Origin of the sequence: Roseomonas sp. HF4, from assembly GCF_005222755.1 — a bacterium.
GTDB lineage: Bacteria > Pseudomonadota > Alphaproteobacteria > Acetobacterales > Acetobacteraceae > Neoroseomonas.
On sequence record NZ_STGD01000002.1, the window covers coordinates 53,372 to 66,702 of the forward strand.

16 protein-coding genes are annotated in these 13,331 nt (G+C 73.0%); 12 read left to right on the top strand and 4 right to left on the bottom strand.

The features are described 5' to 3' along the window. Nucleotides 1-29: 29 nt before the first annotated feature. Nucleotides 30-1,184, bottom strand: a complete 1,155-nt coding sequence (locus tag E8M80_RS03220; protein WP_170979171.1) for an alpha-D-ribose 1-methylphosphonate 5-triphosphate diphosphatase — start codon at nt 1,182-1,184, stop codon at nt 30-32. A gap of 4 nt (nt 1,185-1,188) precedes the next feature. Continuing rightward, the gene (gene phnF, locus E8M80_RS03225; protein ID WP_137124227.1) at nt 1,189-1,920 is read right to left on the bottom strand and encodes a phosphonate metabolism transcriptional regulator PhnF; all 732 of its coding nucleotides are present in this window, start codon (nt 1,918-1,920) and stop codon (nt 1,189-1,191) included. An 87-nt stretch (nt 1,921-2,007) separates the two neighbouring features. On the opposite strand from phnF, the gene phnG reads away from it, so the two are divergent. The 8 genes from phnG to E8M80_RS03265 are packed head-to-tail and all read left to right on the top strand — an operon-like array spanning nt 2,008 to nt 8,232. After that, the gene (gene phnG, locus E8M80_RS03230) at nt 2,008-2,463 is read left to right on the top strand and encodes a phosphonate C-P lyase system protein PhnG (RefSeq protein WP_370287159.1); all 456 of its coding nucleotides are present in this window, start codon (nt 2,008-2,010) and stop codon (nt 2,461-2,463) included. Beyond that, nucleotides 2,460-3,035 (top strand): phosphonate C-P lyase system protein PhnH, encoded by a 576-nt coding sequence (gene phnH, locus E8M80_RS03235; protein ID WP_137124228.1) that lies wholly within the window; start codon nt 2,460-2,462, stop codon nt 3,033-3,035. The genes phnG and phnH overlap by 4 nt, the downstream gene beginning before the upstream one ends. 3 nt (nt 3,036-3,038) lie before the next feature. Further along, entirely contained in the window at nt 3,039-4,127 is a 1,089-nt protein-coding gene (locus tag E8M80_RS03240; RefSeq protein ID WP_137124229.1) for a carbon-phosphorus lyase complex subunit PhnI, read from the top strand. Continuing rightward, nucleotides 4,124-4,981, top strand: coding sequence for an alpha-D-ribose 1-methylphosphonate 5-phosphate C-P-lyase PhnJ (locus E8M80_RS03245; protein WP_170979172.1), 858 nt, complete (start codon nt 4,124-4,126; stop codon nt 4,979-4,981). Before E8M80_RS03240 ends, E8M80_RS03245 begins: the two co-directional genes overlap by 4 nt. Beyond that, the gene (phnK, locus tag E8M80_RS03250) at nt 4,975-5,721 is read left to right on the top strand and encodes a phosphonate C-P lyase system protein PhnK (protein ID WP_137124230.1); all 747 of its coding nucleotides are present in this window, start codon (nt 4,975-4,977) and stop codon (nt 5,719-5,721) included. The genes E8M80_RS03245 and phnK overlap by 7 nt, the downstream gene beginning before the upstream one ends. After that, nucleotides 5,718-6,416: a phosphonate C-P lyase system protein PhnL gene (gene phnL / locus E8M80_RS03255; RefSeq protein WP_137124231.1), complete on the top strand. Its 699-nt coding sequence runs from the start codon at nt 5,718-5,720 to the stop codon at nt 6,414-6,416. Before phnK ends, phnL begins: the two co-directional genes overlap by 4 nt. Further along, complete coding sequence (locus E8M80_RS03260; protein ID WP_137124232.1) at nt 6,413-7,555, top strand: alpha-D-ribose 1-methylphosphonate 5-triphosphate diphosphatase; 1,143 nt, start codon at nt 6,413-6,415, stop codon at nt 7,553-7,555. The genes phnL and E8M80_RS03260 overlap by 4 nt, the downstream gene beginning before the upstream one ends. Then, nucleotides 7,552-8,232, top strand: coding sequence for a DUF1045 domain-containing protein (locus E8M80_RS03265; RefSeq protein ID WP_137124233.1), 681 nt, complete (start codon nt 7,552-7,554; stop codon nt 8,230-8,232). Before E8M80_RS03260 ends, E8M80_RS03265 begins: the two co-directional genes overlap by 4 nt. On the opposite strand, the gene phnN is transcribed toward E8M80_RS03265, so the two are convergent. Next, the gene (phnN, locus tag E8M80_RS03270) at nt 8,198-8,749 is read right to left on the bottom strand and encodes a phosphonate metabolism protein/1,5-bisphosphokinase (PRPP-forming) PhnN (RefSeq protein ID WP_137124234.1); all 552 of its coding nucleotides are present in this window, start codon (nt 8,747-8,749) and stop codon (nt 8,198-8,200) included. The two genes, E8M80_RS03265 and phnN, sit on opposite strands and share 35 nt — an antisense overlap. 134 nt (nt 8,750-8,883) lie before the next feature. On the opposite strand from phnN, the gene E8M80_RS03275 reads away from it, so the two are divergent. From E8M80_RS03275 to E8M80_RS03280, 3 genes are read left to right on the top strand one after another with little or no spacing between them, the layout of a single operon-like run. After that, nucleotides 8,884-10,668 carry a gamma-glutamyltransferase family protein gene (locus tag E8M80_RS03275; protein ID WP_137124653.1) on the top strand — a complete coding sequence of 595 codons (1,785 nt, stop codon included), beginning with the start codon at nt 8,884-8,886 and terminating at the stop codon, nt 10,666-10,668. Next, entirely contained in the window at nt 10,668-11,510 is an 843-nt protein-coding gene (locus E8M80_RS25720; protein WP_170979173.1) for a calcium-binding protein, read from the top strand. Before E8M80_RS03275 ends, E8M80_RS25720 begins: the two co-directional genes overlap by 1 nt. Nucleotides 11,511-11,512: 2 nt before the next feature. Beyond that, nucleotides 11,513-12,337: an amidohydrolase gene (locus E8M80_RS03280; RefSeq protein ID WP_170979174.1), complete on the top strand. Its 825-nt coding sequence runs from the start codon at nt 11,513-11,515 to the stop codon at nt 12,335-12,337. On the opposite strand, the gene E8M80_RS03285 is transcribed toward E8M80_RS03280, so the two are convergent. Continuing rightward, nucleotides 12,334-12,825, bottom strand: a complete 492-nt coding sequence (locus E8M80_RS03285) for a flavodoxin family protein (protein ID WP_137124236.1) — start codon at nt 12,823-12,825, stop codon at nt 12,334-12,336. The two genes, E8M80_RS03280 and E8M80_RS03285, sit on opposite strands and share 4 nt — an antisense overlap. A gap of 38 nt (nt 12,826-12,863) precedes the next feature. Here E8M80_RS03285 and E8M80_RS03290 point away from each other — a divergent pair, with 38 nt between their 5' ends. Next, entirely contained in the window at nt 12,864-13,274 is a 411-nt protein-coding gene (locus tag E8M80_RS03290; RefSeq protein ID WP_170979175.1) for a carboxymuconolactone decarboxylase family protein, read from the top strand. Nucleotides 13,275-13,331 lie beyond the last annotated feature (57 nt).

Here is a 13,331-nt window from a genome sequence, read left to right on the forward strand (position 1 = left end):
CGGCAGGCGTCCGGCGTTGCGGCCGGGCGTCAGGCGCCGTCCGGGCGCAGGATGCGCGCGTCCGCCCCCGGCGCGAGCCAGCCGAGGCGCCCGGCGGCGAAGACCGCGACCGGCGCGCCGGCTTCGGGATCGGCCACCACCACGTCGCCGCGCAGCCCGGAGTCGAGCCGGCCGCGGTCATCGAGGCCGCAGGCCTCCGCCGGGTTCGAAGACACAAGCGTCCAGGCCCGCGGCAGGTCCATGACACCGCGCCGCACCATGGCGAAGGCCGCCTCCATCATCGCGGGCCAGACGTAGTCGGAGGCGAGCACGGTGACGATCCCGCGCTCGGCCAGCGGCGCGGCCGAGGCCCAGCCGAGGTGGCTGCCGCCGCGCACCACGTTGGGCGCGCCCATCACCACGTGCTCGCCCGCGGCGCGGGCCTGCGCGGCGACCTGCTCCGCCATCGGGAACTCGCAGATCGTCGCGCCATGGGCGCGGTAGTGCAGCCGGTCCTCGATGGTCGCGTCGTCGTGGCTCAGCATCGGGATGCCGGCGCCCCGCGCCGCGGCGGCAAGCCTTGCGCGAGCGGCCGGGATCTCGTGCCGGCGCGCGGCGACGGCCTCGGCCAGGGCGCGGAACGCGTCCGCCGCCATGCCCGCGCGCCCGGCGTATTTCGCCGTCTGCACCGGGTCACCGAGCTTCTTCACGATGCTCGGCGTGTGGTCGTTGAAGCCGAGCAGGTGGACGCTACCGTCCGCGATGCCCTCCAGCGCATCGTCGAGCGCCGCCAGGTTGTCGGCCTCGAAGCGCAGGTGGACGCGGATGTCGGTCGCCGCGTGGCTGCGCGCGGCGGGCAGCGCGGCCTTCAGCGCGCGCCACGCATCGCGCGACCGCAGCCCCGGCTCCCAGGACAGCGTCACGCCGAGATAGGCCGTCGTGATGCCGCAGGCGATGAGCTGTGCGGCCGAATCCCGCAGCGCCAGCGGCGCCGGGATGTCGACGCCGGGTCGTGGCTGGAGTTGCCGTTCATGCGCATCGCCGTGGATGTCGACGAGCCCCGGCAGCACGAGCAGCCCGCTTGCGTCGAAGCGCGCCGCGCAGGGCGCCGCCTCCGCCGCGATCCGGCCCTCGGCGAGCGCGAGCGCGCCCTCCGCCATCGCGCCGTCCCGCAGGACCGCGCCCCCCGTGATCGTCCAGGCCATGCTGTCAGGGCTCCACGAGAAGCTGCACGCGGCCGGCGGCATAGACCGCCAGCGTCCAGTCCACCGGCAGCCCCGCGGCATCAACGTTGAGCGATTCCGCGACGAGCACGGGGCGGGACCGGGACTGCTGGAGCAACTCCGCCTCCTCCGGCGTCGGCAGGCGGGCGGTGATGCGGGACGACCGGCGGCGGTAGTCCGGCACGCCGCAGGCGGCGAGCGCGGCGCTGATCGAGGGATCGTGCTCCAGCGCCTCAGCGGCGGCGGCGAAGCGCGGCAGCGGGAAGTGATGGTGGCCGACGACCACCGGCCGGCCGTCCGCCAGGCCCAGCCGCTCGACGCGCAGCACCGCCCGTCCGCGCCGGATGCCGAGCGCCTCGGCCAGCAGGGTCTCGGCCGGCATTTCCGCCATGTGCAGGATCCGCCCGGCCGGCTCGCGGTTCTGCCGGCGGATCAGTTCCGAGAAGCGCGTGCGCGGGCCGAGCCGGTAGTCCAGCACGTCCTCGGCGACGAACGCCCCGCGGCCCTGCTCGACGCGGATCAGGCCGCGGGCCTCGAGGTCCTCGAGCGCGCGGCGGACGGTGTGGCGGTTCACGCCGAAGCGCGCGGTGAGCACGGCCTCGGTGGGCAGCCTCTCCCCGGCGGCACGGCCGCCGCCGGCGATCTCGGCCTCGAGGCTGGCCGCGATCTGGCGCCAGAGTGCGACCCCCTGGCCGCGCGCGAGCGGGCCGCCTGTCATCGAAACTTCAACCATCCGCGGCCATGTCCGTGGGATATCCGTGTGGACTTTGTGCCGGTCAGATGTCTATCTGTCTAGACAAATCCGATGACCGACATGACCCCTGACCCGATCGCCGAACGCCGCCGCTGGATGGCGGTCCTGGCCCGCGCCGAAGCCGACGAGATCGCCGCGCTGCTCGCCGCCCTGCCCCCGCTGCCCCCGCATGAACGCTTGCGCGCGCCCGAGACCGGCCTGGTCATGGTCCGCGGCCGCGCCGGCGGCGATGGCGGCGCCTTCAACCTGGGCGAGATGACGGTCACGCGCTGCGCGGTGCGGATCGGCGGCGTGGTCGGCCACGCCTACGTGGCAGGGCGCGACAAGCGGCAGGCGGAACTGGCCGCGGCGCTGGACGCGGCGTTGCAGGACCCGGCCCGCCGGGCGGCGCTGATGGACGGCGTGATCGCGCCGCTGGACGCGCGCCAGCAGGCCGCGCGGGACGCCGAGGCCCGGCGCGCCGCCGCGACGAAGGTGGAGTTCCTCGCCATGCAGACGACCCGATGACCGCCCTGACGCCCGGCTTCGCAGATCCGGTCCTGGACGCGCAGGCCGCCTTCCGGGCGGTGCTGGAGGCGATGAGCCGCCCGGGACGCGTGCAGCGCGCCGGCGCGGGGCTCGCGCCGCCGGCGCCACTGATGCCCGCCGCCGCGGCCGTGCTGCTGGCGCTGGCCGATTCCGGGACGCCGCTGGTCCATGATGGCGGTGAGGATGCCGACGCATGGCTCCGCTTCCATGCGGGCGCGCCGGTGTCGCCGACGCTCGCCGAGGCCGCCTTCGTCCTCGCCACGGGCGCGCCACCGGCCCTCTCCGCACTGGGGACGGGCACCGAGGAGGAACCCGAACGCGGCGCGACGCTGGTCGTGCAGGTCGCGTCGCTCGCGGAAGGCGACGGCTGGCGGCTCATCGGCCCGGGAATCGAGCGCGAACATCGCCTGGCGGTCGAGGGCCTGCCGCCCGGCTTCGTGCAGGCCTGGACCGCCAACCGCGCGCTGTTCCCGCGCGGCGTCGATGTCGTCCTCTGCGCGGGGGAGCATCTGGCCGCCCTGCCGCGCGGCATCACGATCGCGGAGGGCTGACGCATGTATGTCGCGGTCAAGGGCGGGGAGCGTGCCATTTCCGCCGCGCATGCCTGGCTCGACGAGACGCGGCGTGGCGACCCCGCCGTGCCGGAACTGACGGTGGCGCAGGTCGAGCAGCAGATGCCGCTGGCCGTCGATCGCGTCATGGCGGAAGGGTCATGCCACGACCGCTTCCTGGCCGCGCTCGCGATCAAACAGGCCAAGGGCGACCTGATCGAGGCCGCCTTCCTGCTGCGCGCCTATCGCACCACCCTGCCCCGCTTCGGCGCGTCCGCGCCGCTCGAGACCGGCGCGATGCGACTGCGGCGGCGGATCAGCGCGACCTACAAGGACCTGCCCGGCGGCCAGGTGCTGGGGCCGACCTTCGACTACACGCACCGGCTGCTCGACTTCGCGCTGGCCGCCGAGGGCACCGAGCGCGCCACGGCGCCCGAGGCCGACGCGCCGGTGCCCGCGGTGCCGCGCGTGACGGAACTGCTGGCGCGCGAGGGGCTGATGCAGCGGGAGGACCCCGGCGACGGCGAGCCCGGCGACCTGACCCGCGAGCCCCTGGCCTTCCCCGCGGCGCGCGACGTGCGGCTGCAGAACCTGGCGCGCGGCGACGAGGGCTTCGTCCTCGCGCTCGGCTATTCAACGCAGCGCGGCTATGGCGGCAACCATCCCTTCGTGGGCGAGATCCGCGTCGGCCACGTGGCGGTGGAATTCACGCCGCCCGAACTGGGCTTCCCGATCGAGATCGGCGAGATCGCCGTCACCGAATGCCAGATGGTGAACCAGTTCAAGGGCAGCCGCACGGAGCCGCCGCAATTCACCCGCGGCTACGGGCTGGTCTTCGGGCACGGGGAGCGCCGCGCCATGGCGATGGCGCTGGTTGACCGAGCACTGCGCAGCGCGGAACTCGGGGAGGACGTGACGGCGCCGGCGCAGGACCAGGAATTCGTGCTCTATCACTCGGACAACATCGAAGCGACCGGCTTCGTCGAGCACCTGAAGCTGCCGCACTACGTCGATTTCCAGTCGGAACTGGAGAACCTGCGCACCATCCGCGCCGCACTCGTGCGCGAAAGCCTGCGGGAGGCGGCGGAATGAACGCGCCATTGGAAGGCTACAACTTCGCCTACCTGGACGAGGCGACGAAGCGCATGCTCCGCCGCACCATCCTCAAGGCCGTGGCGATCCCGGGCCACCAGATCCCGTTCGGCGCACGGGAGATGCCGCTGCCCTATGGCTGGGGCACGGGCGGCATCCAGGTGACGGCCGCGATCCTCGGCCCCGCCGACACGCTGAAGGTGATCGACCAGGGCGCGGACGATACCACCAACGCCATTTCCATCCGCCGCTTCTTCACCCGCGTGGCGGGCGTGGCGACGACCGAGCGCACGGCGGAGGCGACCATCATCCAGACCCGCCACCGCATTCCGGAGGCGCCGCTGCGCGAGAACCAGGTCCTGGTCTACCAGGTGCCGCAGCCCGAGCCGCTGTCGAAGCTCGAGCCCCGGCGCGCCGAGACGAAGCGCCTGCACGCCCTGGCCGACTACGGGCTGATGCATGTGCGGCTCTATGAGGACATCGCGCGGCTCGGCCACATCGCCAAGGCCTACGACTATCCGGTGATGGTCGGCGGGCGGTACCTGATGTCGCCCTCCCCCATCCCGGCCTTCGACAATCCGAAGATGCACCGCATGGCGGCGCTGCAATTGTTCGGCGCCGGGCGGGAGAAGCGGATCTACGCGATCCCGCCGTATACGGACGTGCGCAGCCTCGACTTCGAGGACCACCCCTTCCGCCCGATCCGCGCGCCGCAGGATTGCGCGCTGTGCGGGTCGCGCGAGAGCTACCTGGACGAGGTGATCACCGACGACCGCGGCGGGCGGCTCTTCGTCTGCTCGGACACGGATTACTGCGGCGAGCGCGTCGCGGCCCGGGGGGCGGCGGCATGCTGACGGCCGAGGGGCTGACCCTGCATTTCGGCGTCATCCCCGCGCTGGTCGATGTCGCGATCGAGGTCGCCGAGGGCGAGGTCGTCGCCATCGTGGGCGAGAGCGGTTCGGGCAAGACCACGCTGCTGCGCGTGCTGTCGGGCCTGATGGCGCCGGATGCAGGCAGCGTTCGCTGGCTCGGCGCGGACGTGCACGCCATGGGGGAGGCCGCGCGGCGGCGCCTGATGCGCACGGACTGGGGCTTCGTGCACCAGAACCCGCGCGACGGCCTCCGCCTCAACGTCTCGGCCGGCGGCAATGTCGGCGAACGGCTGATGGCGGTGGGCGCCCGCCACTACGGCAATATCCGTGCGCAGGCGATCGAATGGCTGGCGCGGGTCGAGGTCGACGCGACGCGCATCGACGACCTGCCGCGCACCTTCTCGGGCGGAATGCAGCAGCGGCTGCAGATCGCGCGGACGCTGGTGACGAATCCGCGCCTGGTGTTCATGGACGAGCCGACGGGCGGGCTCGATGTCAGCGTGCAGGCGCGGCTGCTCGACCTGATCCGGACCCTGTCGCGGGAGCTGGGGCTTTCGGTGCTGATCGTGACGCACGACATCGCCGCCGCCCGGCTGCTGGCGGACCGCATCCTGGTGATGCGGCGGGGCCGCGTGGTGGAACAGGGGCTGACCGACCGGGTGCTGGACGACCCGCAGCATCCCTATACGCAACTGCTCGTCTCCTCGGTGCTGGCGGCATGAGCGCAGCGCTGCGGACCGAGGGACTTGCCAAGGCCTTCACGCTGCACCTGCAGGGCGGCGTGCGGATCCCCGTGCTGGGGGGCGTGGACCTGGCGGTGCATCCGGGCGAATGCGTCGCCCTGTGGGGGCCGTCGGGGGCGGGCAAGTCCACGCTGATGCGCTGCCTGTACGGCAATTACGGCGCCGGGGCGGGACGCATCCTGCTGCGGCATCGCGGCGCGGAGATGGACCTCGCGACCGCCGAGCCGCGCGCGGTGATCGCGGCGCGGCGGGAGACGATCGGCTATGTCTCGCAGTTCCTGCGCGTGATCCCGCGCGTGGCGACGCGCGACATCGTGGCCGAGCCGATGATCGCGCGCGGCATGGCGCGCGAGGAGGCGCTGGCGCGCGCGACCGCCCTGCTCCACCGGCTGAACCTGCCCGAGCGCCTGCATGGCCTGCCGCCGGCCACCTTTTCGGGCGGGGAGCAGCAGCGGGTGAACCTCGCGCGCGGCTTCGCGCCGGGCTATCCGGTGCTGCTGCTGGACGAGCCCACCGCAAGCCTCGACGCCGCCAACCGCGCCGTCGTCATCGCCATGATCAACGAGGCGAAGGCCGCCGGCGCCGCCATCATCGGCATCTTCCACGATGCCGAGGTGCGCGGGGCCGTGGCCGACCGCCTGTTCGACGTATTGCCCCACCAGGACGCCGCATGACCATCGAGACCATCCTGACCAACGCCATCCTCGTGCTGCCGGAGGAAGCGTTCCCGGGCACGCTGGTCCTGCGCAGCGGGCGCATCGCCGAGGTGCAGCCGGGTCGCAGCCACGCGGCCGGCGCGCGGGACCTCGAGGGCGACCACCTGATCCCGGGCATCGTCGACGTGCACACCGACAACCTCGAGCGCCAGGTGCAGCCGCGGCAGAATGCCCGCTGGCCGTCCCGTTCCGCCATGCTGGCGCATGACGCGCAATGCGCGGCCGCCGGCGTGACCACGGTGCTGGATGCGCTCTGCCTCGGGGACCTCGGCTTCGACACCGGGCGGCACCAGACCTTCCTCGACGGCGTGGCGGACCTCGATGCGCTGGCGCATACCGGGGCGCTGCGGTCGGAGCATTTCCTGCATCTGCGCTGCGAATTGCCCGCCGCCGACATGGTCGCGGCCATGGAGCCCGTCGCCGACCACCCGCTGGTGCGCATGGTCAGCCTGATGGACCACTCCCCAGGCATCGGCCAGTACCGGAACCTGGAGCGCTACCGCGCCATGCGCGTGCGCCAGGCCAACCTGACGCTGGACCAGGTGGAGAAGCGCATCGGCGAGCTGCTCGACCAGCGCGCGCGGCTGCGCGAGCCGCAGCGCGCCTGGCTGCTCGGGCGCATCCGCCACCGCGACCTGCCCATCGCCTCCCATGACGACGAGACGGCGGAGGATGTGCGCCGCAACCTCGCCGACGGCATCCGCATCAGCGAGTTCCCGGTGACCATGGTCGCGGCCGAGACGGCGCGCGACGCGGGGGTCGAGGTCATCGCCGGCGCGCCCAACATCGTGCGCGGCGGCAGCCATTCGGGGAATGTCGCTGCGGCCGACCTCGTGCGCGCGGGGGCGGCGGACGCCTTCGCGTCCGACTACGTCCCGGCGGCGATGCTCGAGGCGGCCTGGCGCACGGCTGAGGAGACCGGCGTCTCCCTGCCCGTGGCGGTGGCGATGATCACCGACCGGCCGGCGCGGATGGCCCGGCTCGACGACCGCGGCCGGCTGGCGCCGGGGCTGCGGGCGGACCTGGTGCAGTTGCGGCAGGTGGCCGGCCATCCCGTCGTGCGCCGCGTCTGGCGCGAGGGCGCGCGCGTCGCATGACGGCACATCGCGTCGCGCTCTACTGGGCGCCGGAGACGGACGACCCGCTGCATGCCCGCGGCAGCGCCTGGCTCGGGCGGGATGCCGCGGCGGGTGCCGCGCTGGCGCAGCCCGTGGTGCCCGGCATCGACCTTGCCGAGGTCACCGCCGACCCGCGTGGCTACGGGCTGCACGCGACGCTGAAGCCGCCGTTCCGGCTGGTGCAGGATTACGCCGCGCTGCTGGCCGAGGCGACGGCCTTCGCGGCGCGGGTCGCGCCCTTCGACCTGCCGCCGCTCGCGGTCCACGACCTCGACGGCTTCCTCGCGCTGCGCGAGACGGCGCCCTGCCCCGCCCTGCACGCGCTGGCGGATGGTTGCGTCGCGGCGCTTGACGCCCATCGCGCGCCGCCGGATGCGGCCGAGGTGGCGCGTCGCCGGCCCGAGCGGCTGGGCGCGGCACAGCGCGACAATCTCGACCGCTGGGGCTATCCTTATGTGTTCGGGGAATGGCGGTTCCACGTGACGCTCACGCGCCGGCTGGCCGCTGCCGAGAAGGCCGCGGTGATGCCCGCGGTCACCGACTTCCTGGGCGATGCGCCTGCCCGGCCGCGGCGCGTCGCGGCGCTGTCGGTCTTCGTGCAGCCGGCGCCGGGCGCCCACTTCACGATCGTCGCGCGTCTTCCGCTGCGCGGCTGAGCGCTTCGATGACCCGCGCGGCGCCGTCCTCCGGCGTCGTGTCGTTCGTCACGGTCGCGACATCTAGGCCCGGCGGCAGCGTCGCCTCGCGCGCCAGACGCGCGGCGATGTCGGCCGCGTCCTCCCGCCCCCGCGCGGCGAGGCGCGCGGCCAGAACGGCGACGGGCGCGGTGATGTTCAGCACGCGCAGCGGATAGCGCGCGGCGGCCTCGGCCAGCACGGCACGCGACAGGTTCGCCACCACCACGCGGCGCAGCGCGATGTCGGCCTCGATGTCGCGCGGAATGCCGTAGGACAGGCCATGCGCGCCCCACCACAGCGCGAAGGCATCGGCGGCGCGCTCGGCCTCGAAGGCGGCGGCGTCGAGGGCCCGGTGCGCCTCCCCGCCCGCTTCAGCCGGGCGCGTGATGGCGCGCTGCACGAAGCGGAAGCGCGCGTCCCCCGCAAGCCGCGCACGCGCCAGGCCCATCAGCGTGTCCTTGCCCGCCCCCGAGGGCCCGACCACCGCCAGCAGCATCGCCCTTCGCCCCCGCAGGATTGACGCGCCCCCTGTGCTGCGCGACGAACTTCCGCGCAAGTCCCCGAGGATGCACGCCGATGCCCGACGCCCGTCTGGAGATGATCGGCTTCCCCGCCAAGGAACCGCCCAGCATGTTCACCACCCGCCCCGAGATCATCGGCACCTTCGGCGCCGTCGCCTCCACCCACTGGCTCGCGAGCCAGGTCGGCATGGCGGTGCTGGAGCGCGGCGGCAACGCCTTCGACGCGGCCGCCGCGGCGGGCTTCACGCTGCAGATCGTGGAGCCGCACCTGAACGGCCCGGGTGGCGACTGCCCGATCATCCTGCACAGCGCGCGCACGGGCGGGCAGCAGGTGATCTGCGGCCAGGGGCCGGCGCCGGCGGGGCTGACCGTGGCGCACATGCGCGCGTTGGGGCACGACATCATGCCGGGCACCGGGCTGCTGGCAACGCCCGTGCCGGGCGCCTTCGACGCCTGGATGCTGATGCTGCGCGACCACGGGACGTGGAGCGTTCGGGAGGTGCTGGCCTACGCCATCGGCTATGCCCGGCACGGCGCGCCGATGGTGCCGCGCATCCGCGCCACGATCGACAGCGTGCGGCCCCTGTTCGAAAGCGAGTGGCCGACCTCGGCCGCGCTCTGGCTGCGCGATGGCGGGCCAAAGCCGGACGGGCTCTATGCCAACCCCGCGCTGGCCGACACCTATGAGCGCGTGGTGCGCGAGGCGGAGGCCGCCGGCGGCAGCCGGGAAAAGCAGGTCGATGCCGCGCGCGCCGCCTGGTACCGCGGCTTCGTGGCCGAGGCGATCGGCCGCTTCGCCGCCACCACCGAGGCGATGGACACCTCCGGCCGCCGCCACCGCGGCGTCATCACCGCCGACGACATGGCGCGCTGGTCGGCCACCATCGAGGCGCCGCTGGCCTTCGACTACCGCGGCCACACGGTGCTGAAATGTGGCCCCTGGAGCCAGGGGCCGGCGATGCTGCAGACGCTGGCGCTGATGGCCGGCTTCGACGTCGATGCGATGGACCCGGTGGGCAGCGACTTCATCCACCACGTGGTCGAGGCGCAGAAGCTCGCCTTCGCCGACCGGGAAGCCTTCTACGGCGATCCGGACTTCGTCGACGTGCCGATGGCCACGCTGCTGTCGCGTGCCTACGGCGATGCACGCCGGGCGCTGATCACGGACCGCGCCTCAATGGAATTCCGCCCCGGCAGCCCGGACGGATTGGCGCCGCGCACCGACTACGCGGCGGCCGTGCGGCGTTCGCAGGACATGGCGGCGGCAGCCGGGTCGGGGGAGCCGACGGTATCGCGCCTCGGCGCCTCGGGCGGGGATACCTGCCATGTCGACGTGATCGACCGGCACGGCAACATGGTGAGCGCGACGCCATCGGCCGGCTGGCTGCAATCCTCCCCAGCCATTCCGGAGCTCGGCTTCTGCCTCGGGTCGCGCTGCCAGATGTTCTGGCTGGACGAGACGCTGCCGAACGGCCTTCTGCCCGGCAAGCGACCGCGCACGACGCTCTCGCCGTCGATGGTGCTGCGCGACGGCGCGCCCTGGCTGTCCTTCGGCACGCCGGGCGGCGAACAGCAGGACCAGTGGCAGCCGATCATGCTGCTGCGCATGATCCACCACGGGATGAACATCCAGCAGGCGATCGACCTGCCGTCCTTCCATTCCGAACACTGGATCAGCAGCTTCTGGCCGCGCGGGGCGAAGCCCGGGAAGGTGGTGATCGAGGGGCGCTACCTGCCGATCGTGCTCGAGGAGCTGATCGCGAAGGGCCATGCGGCCGAGATGGGCGGCAATTGGTCCGAGGGCCGGCTGACCGGCGCGCGGCGCGAGCCGGACGGCACCATCCGCGCCGGCGCCAATCCGCGCGGCATGCAGGGCTACGCGGTCGGCCGCTGATGCGCGCCCTCGTCGCGCTGGTGCATTTCTTCCGGGCGGAGGAGGGCTCGACCCATTCCTCGACCGATGCGCATCGGCGCGACCAGCGCGCGGCCACGCTGAAGCGCGTGATCGACGGCTGGCGCGGCACCTTCGGCCCGACCACGGTCCTGAACATCGAGCACAAGCGCTTCGAGCGCCTGCGCGGCGTGGCGGACGGGCTCGACATCGTGGTGCTGACCAACGGCCAGGACCACCTGCTGGACGAGTCGCATGCGAAGGCGCGCGGGGTCCGGCACGTGCGCGTACAGCTCGACGACCCGCGCATGCTGGGCTTCGCGGCGCGGCGCCTCTTCGCCGATGCGCGCCATGCCTACGACCTGTTCTGCTATTCCGAGGACGATCTCCGCGTCGCCGACCCGGGCTTCCTGGCGAAGATCATGGCCTTCCAGGACGCGCACGGCCCGAAGCGCCTCCTGATGCCGAACCGCTTCGAATGGAACCCGGCGGGGCCGACGCTCAAGACCTGGATCGACGGCGACCTCCGCCCCGGCGCGACCGCCGCCTGGCGCGACCCGCTGCCGGACGAGGAGATGCTGCGCCTGCCGGGGGTCACCTTCCGCCGCGCGCTCAACCCGCACAGCGGCTTCCATGCCCTGACCGCCGTGCAGCTCGCGCACTGGATGCGCCAGCCGCATTTCGCCGACGGGGACTGTTCCTTCATCTCGCCGCTCGAGAGCGCGGCGACGCTCGGGGTCATGAAGGCCTTCCCGATCTACAAGGCCTTCGGGGCGGATGCGGGGTTCCTCGAGATCGAGCACCTCGACACCCGCTTCTCGTCCATGCCGCTGCCAGGAGGATGAGCATGAGGATCGTCGACGCGCAGATCCATATCTGGGCCAGCGGGACGCCGAGCGGCGACCACCGCCAGGTCCCGGTCTTCACGGCCGAGGAGGCGCTGGCCGAGATGGACGCGGCCGGGGTGGACGCCGCCGTGCTGCATCCGCCGGTATCCTGGGACCCGGGCGCGAACGCGGTGTCGGAAGCCGCTGCGGCGAAGTATCCGGCTCGCTTCTGCATCCTCGGCCAGGTGCCGCTCGATACGCCCGAGACGTCCCGCCCGCTGCTGGCCACCTGGCGCGAGAGGCCCGGGCAATGCGGCCTCCGCTACCCGCTGGTGCGCGCGGACCAGGAACGCTGGCCCTTCGACGGCACGATGGACTGGCTCTGGCCGGCGGCGGAGGCGGCGGGGCTGCCGATCGCCACCATGGCCTGGCGCTATCTGCCCGAATTCGCCCGCATCGCGGAACGCCACCCGCGCCTGCGCCTCATCATCGACCATTGCGGCGCGATCCGGCACGAGAAGGGTGCGGAGGCCTTCGCGAACATCGACGCCGTGACGGACCTCGCGCGCCTGCCGAATGTCGCGGTCAAGGCGACCGGCGCGCCGGGCTATTCGCGGGAAGCCTACCCGTTCCGGGACATCCATGACGGGCTGCATCGCCTGTTCGATGCCTTCGGCCCGGATCGCTTCTTCTGGGGCACCGATATCACGCGCATGCCGTGTTCCTGGACGCAGTGCATCACGCTGTTCACCGAGGAACTGCCCTGGCTGCAGGGCCCGGCGATGCCGCGCGTGATGGGCGGCGCCGTCTGCGACTGGATCGGCTGGCGGGCGCCCAGCGCCTAGAACATCCCGATCGAGAGGCCGGCGCCGAGGGTCGCGCCGAGTTCCTCGCAGCGGGCGAGGTCCTCGGCCGCGATGGTCTTGGGCGCGAGGATCGCTTCGGGCGTCTGGGCGTCGGTGCAGACGATGAGCGGTTCCGCGACCATGCGCAGGCGCCACCCGGTCGCGATGCGGGCGACCTGCCGTGCGGCGTTCGTGCCGTCACTGCCCGCGCAGATCATGGCGGCATAGGCCCGGCCTTCGATCCGCCCGAGCACTGCGTAGTAGGTTCGGTCGAAGAAATCCTTCATCAGCCCGGCGATCGCCGCGAGGTTCTCCGGCGTCGCCAGGACATAGCCATCCGCCGAGATCAGATCCGCTGCACCCGCATCCGGGGCGTGGAGGAGGCGCACGCGCACCCCCTGCCCTTCCGCGCCGCGCGCGGCGGCCTCGGCCATCTGCCGCGTGCCGCCGGTCATGCTGTGGAAGACGATCAGCAGCGTCTTCGTCATCCGCTATGCTCCCGCGCCACATCAACGGAGCGGATACGATGACGGACGAAACCGCGCATGGCGCGCTGCGCAGCACGGGCCGGCAGGCAATGCGGGAGGTGCTGGGCGAGGCTTATATGGCGCGCCGCGACGCAAGCACCACGCCGCTGAACCAGGCGCTGCGGCACCTCTCCGAGGAATTCCCCTATGCCAGCCTCTGGACGCGCGGCACGCTGACACGTCGGGAGCGCAGCATGGTGACGGTCGGCATGCTGGTCGCCATGAGCCAGCATCACGAACTCCGCGGCCACCTCGTTGGCGCCCTCAACAATGGCTGCACGCCGGAGGAGATCGCGGAGGTCATCACCCATGCCTGCGCCTATGCAGGCTTCCCCGCCGCCATCGCCGCCATGCGCACGGCCGAGGAGGTGCTGCGCGAGGTCGCGCCGCCCGCCGCGGGCAGCACCTGACCCCCCGGCGATCGCGCGGCATGGCGCCGCGGTCGCCATGGATCCGCCCTGGCCGCC

What these genes read in the sequence shown, in the direction of transcription:
- E8M80_RS03260 (WP_137124232.1), top strand. Translation starts at nt 6,413, where the DNA reads ATGACCATCGAGACCATCCTGACCAACGCCATCCTCGTGCTGCCGGAG.
- E8M80_RS03240 (WP_137124229.1), top strand. Translation starts at nt 3,039, where the DNA reads ATGTATGTCGCGGTCAAGGGCGGGGAGCGTGCCATTTCCGCCGCGCAT.
- phnH (WP_137124228.1), top strand. Translation starts at nt 2,460, where the DNA reads ATGACCGCCCTGACGCCCGGCTTCGCAGATCCGGTCCTGGACGCGCAG.
- E8M80_RS03220 (WP_170979171.1), bottom strand. Translation starts at nt 1,184, where the DNA reads ATGGCCTGGACGATCACGGGGGGCGCGGTCCTGCGGGACGGCGCGATG.
- E8M80_RS25720 (WP_170979173.1), top strand. Translation starts at nt 10,668, where the DNA reads ATGCGCGCCCTCGTCGCGCTGGTGCATTTCTTCCGGGCGGAGGAGGGC.
- E8M80_RS03245 (WP_170979172.1), top strand. Translation starts at nt 4,124, where the DNA reads ATGAACGCGCCATTGGAAGGCTACAACTTCGCCTACCTGGACGAGGCG.
- phnL (WP_137124231.1), top strand. Translation starts at nt 5,718, where the DNA reads ATGAGCGCAGCGCTGCGGACCGAGGGACTTGCCAAGGCCTTCACGCTG.
- E8M80_RS03280 (WP_170979174.1), top strand. Translation starts at nt 11,513, where the DNA reads ATGAGGATCGTCGACGCGCAGATCCATATCTGGGCCAGCGGGACGCCG.
- E8M80_RS03285 (WP_137124236.1), bottom strand. Translation starts at nt 12,825, where the DNA reads ATGACGAAGACGCTGCTGATCGTCTTCCACAGCATGACCGGCGGCACG.
- phnG (WP_370287159.1), top strand. Translation starts at nt 2,008, where the DNA reads ATGACCGACATGACCCCTGACCCGATCGCCGAACGCCGCCGCTGGATG.
- E8M80_RS03265 (WP_137124233.1), top strand. Translation starts at nt 7,552, where the DNA reads ATGACGGCACATCGCGTCGCGCTCTACTGGGCGCCGGAGACGGACGAC.
- phnN (WP_137124234.1), bottom strand. Translation starts at nt 8,749, where the DNA reads ATGCTGCTGGCGGTGGTCGGGCCCTCGGGGGCGGGCAAGGACACGCTG.
- E8M80_RS03290 (WP_170979175.1), top strand. Translation starts at nt 12,864, where the DNA reads ATGACGGACGAAACCGCGCATGGCGCGCTGCGCAGCACGGGCCGGCAG.
- phnF (WP_137124227.1), bottom strand. Translation starts at nt 1,920, where the DNA reads ATGACAGGCGGCCCGCTCGCGCGCGGCCAGGGGGTCGCACTCTGGCGC.
- E8M80_RS03275 (WP_137124653.1), top strand. Translation starts at nt 8,884, where the DNA reads ATGTTCACCACCCGCCCCGAGATCATCGGCACCTTCGGCGCCGTCGCC.
- phnK (WP_137124230.1), top strand. Translation starts at nt 4,975, where the DNA reads ATGCTGACGGCCGAGGGGCTGACCCTGCATTTCGGCGTCATCCCCGCG.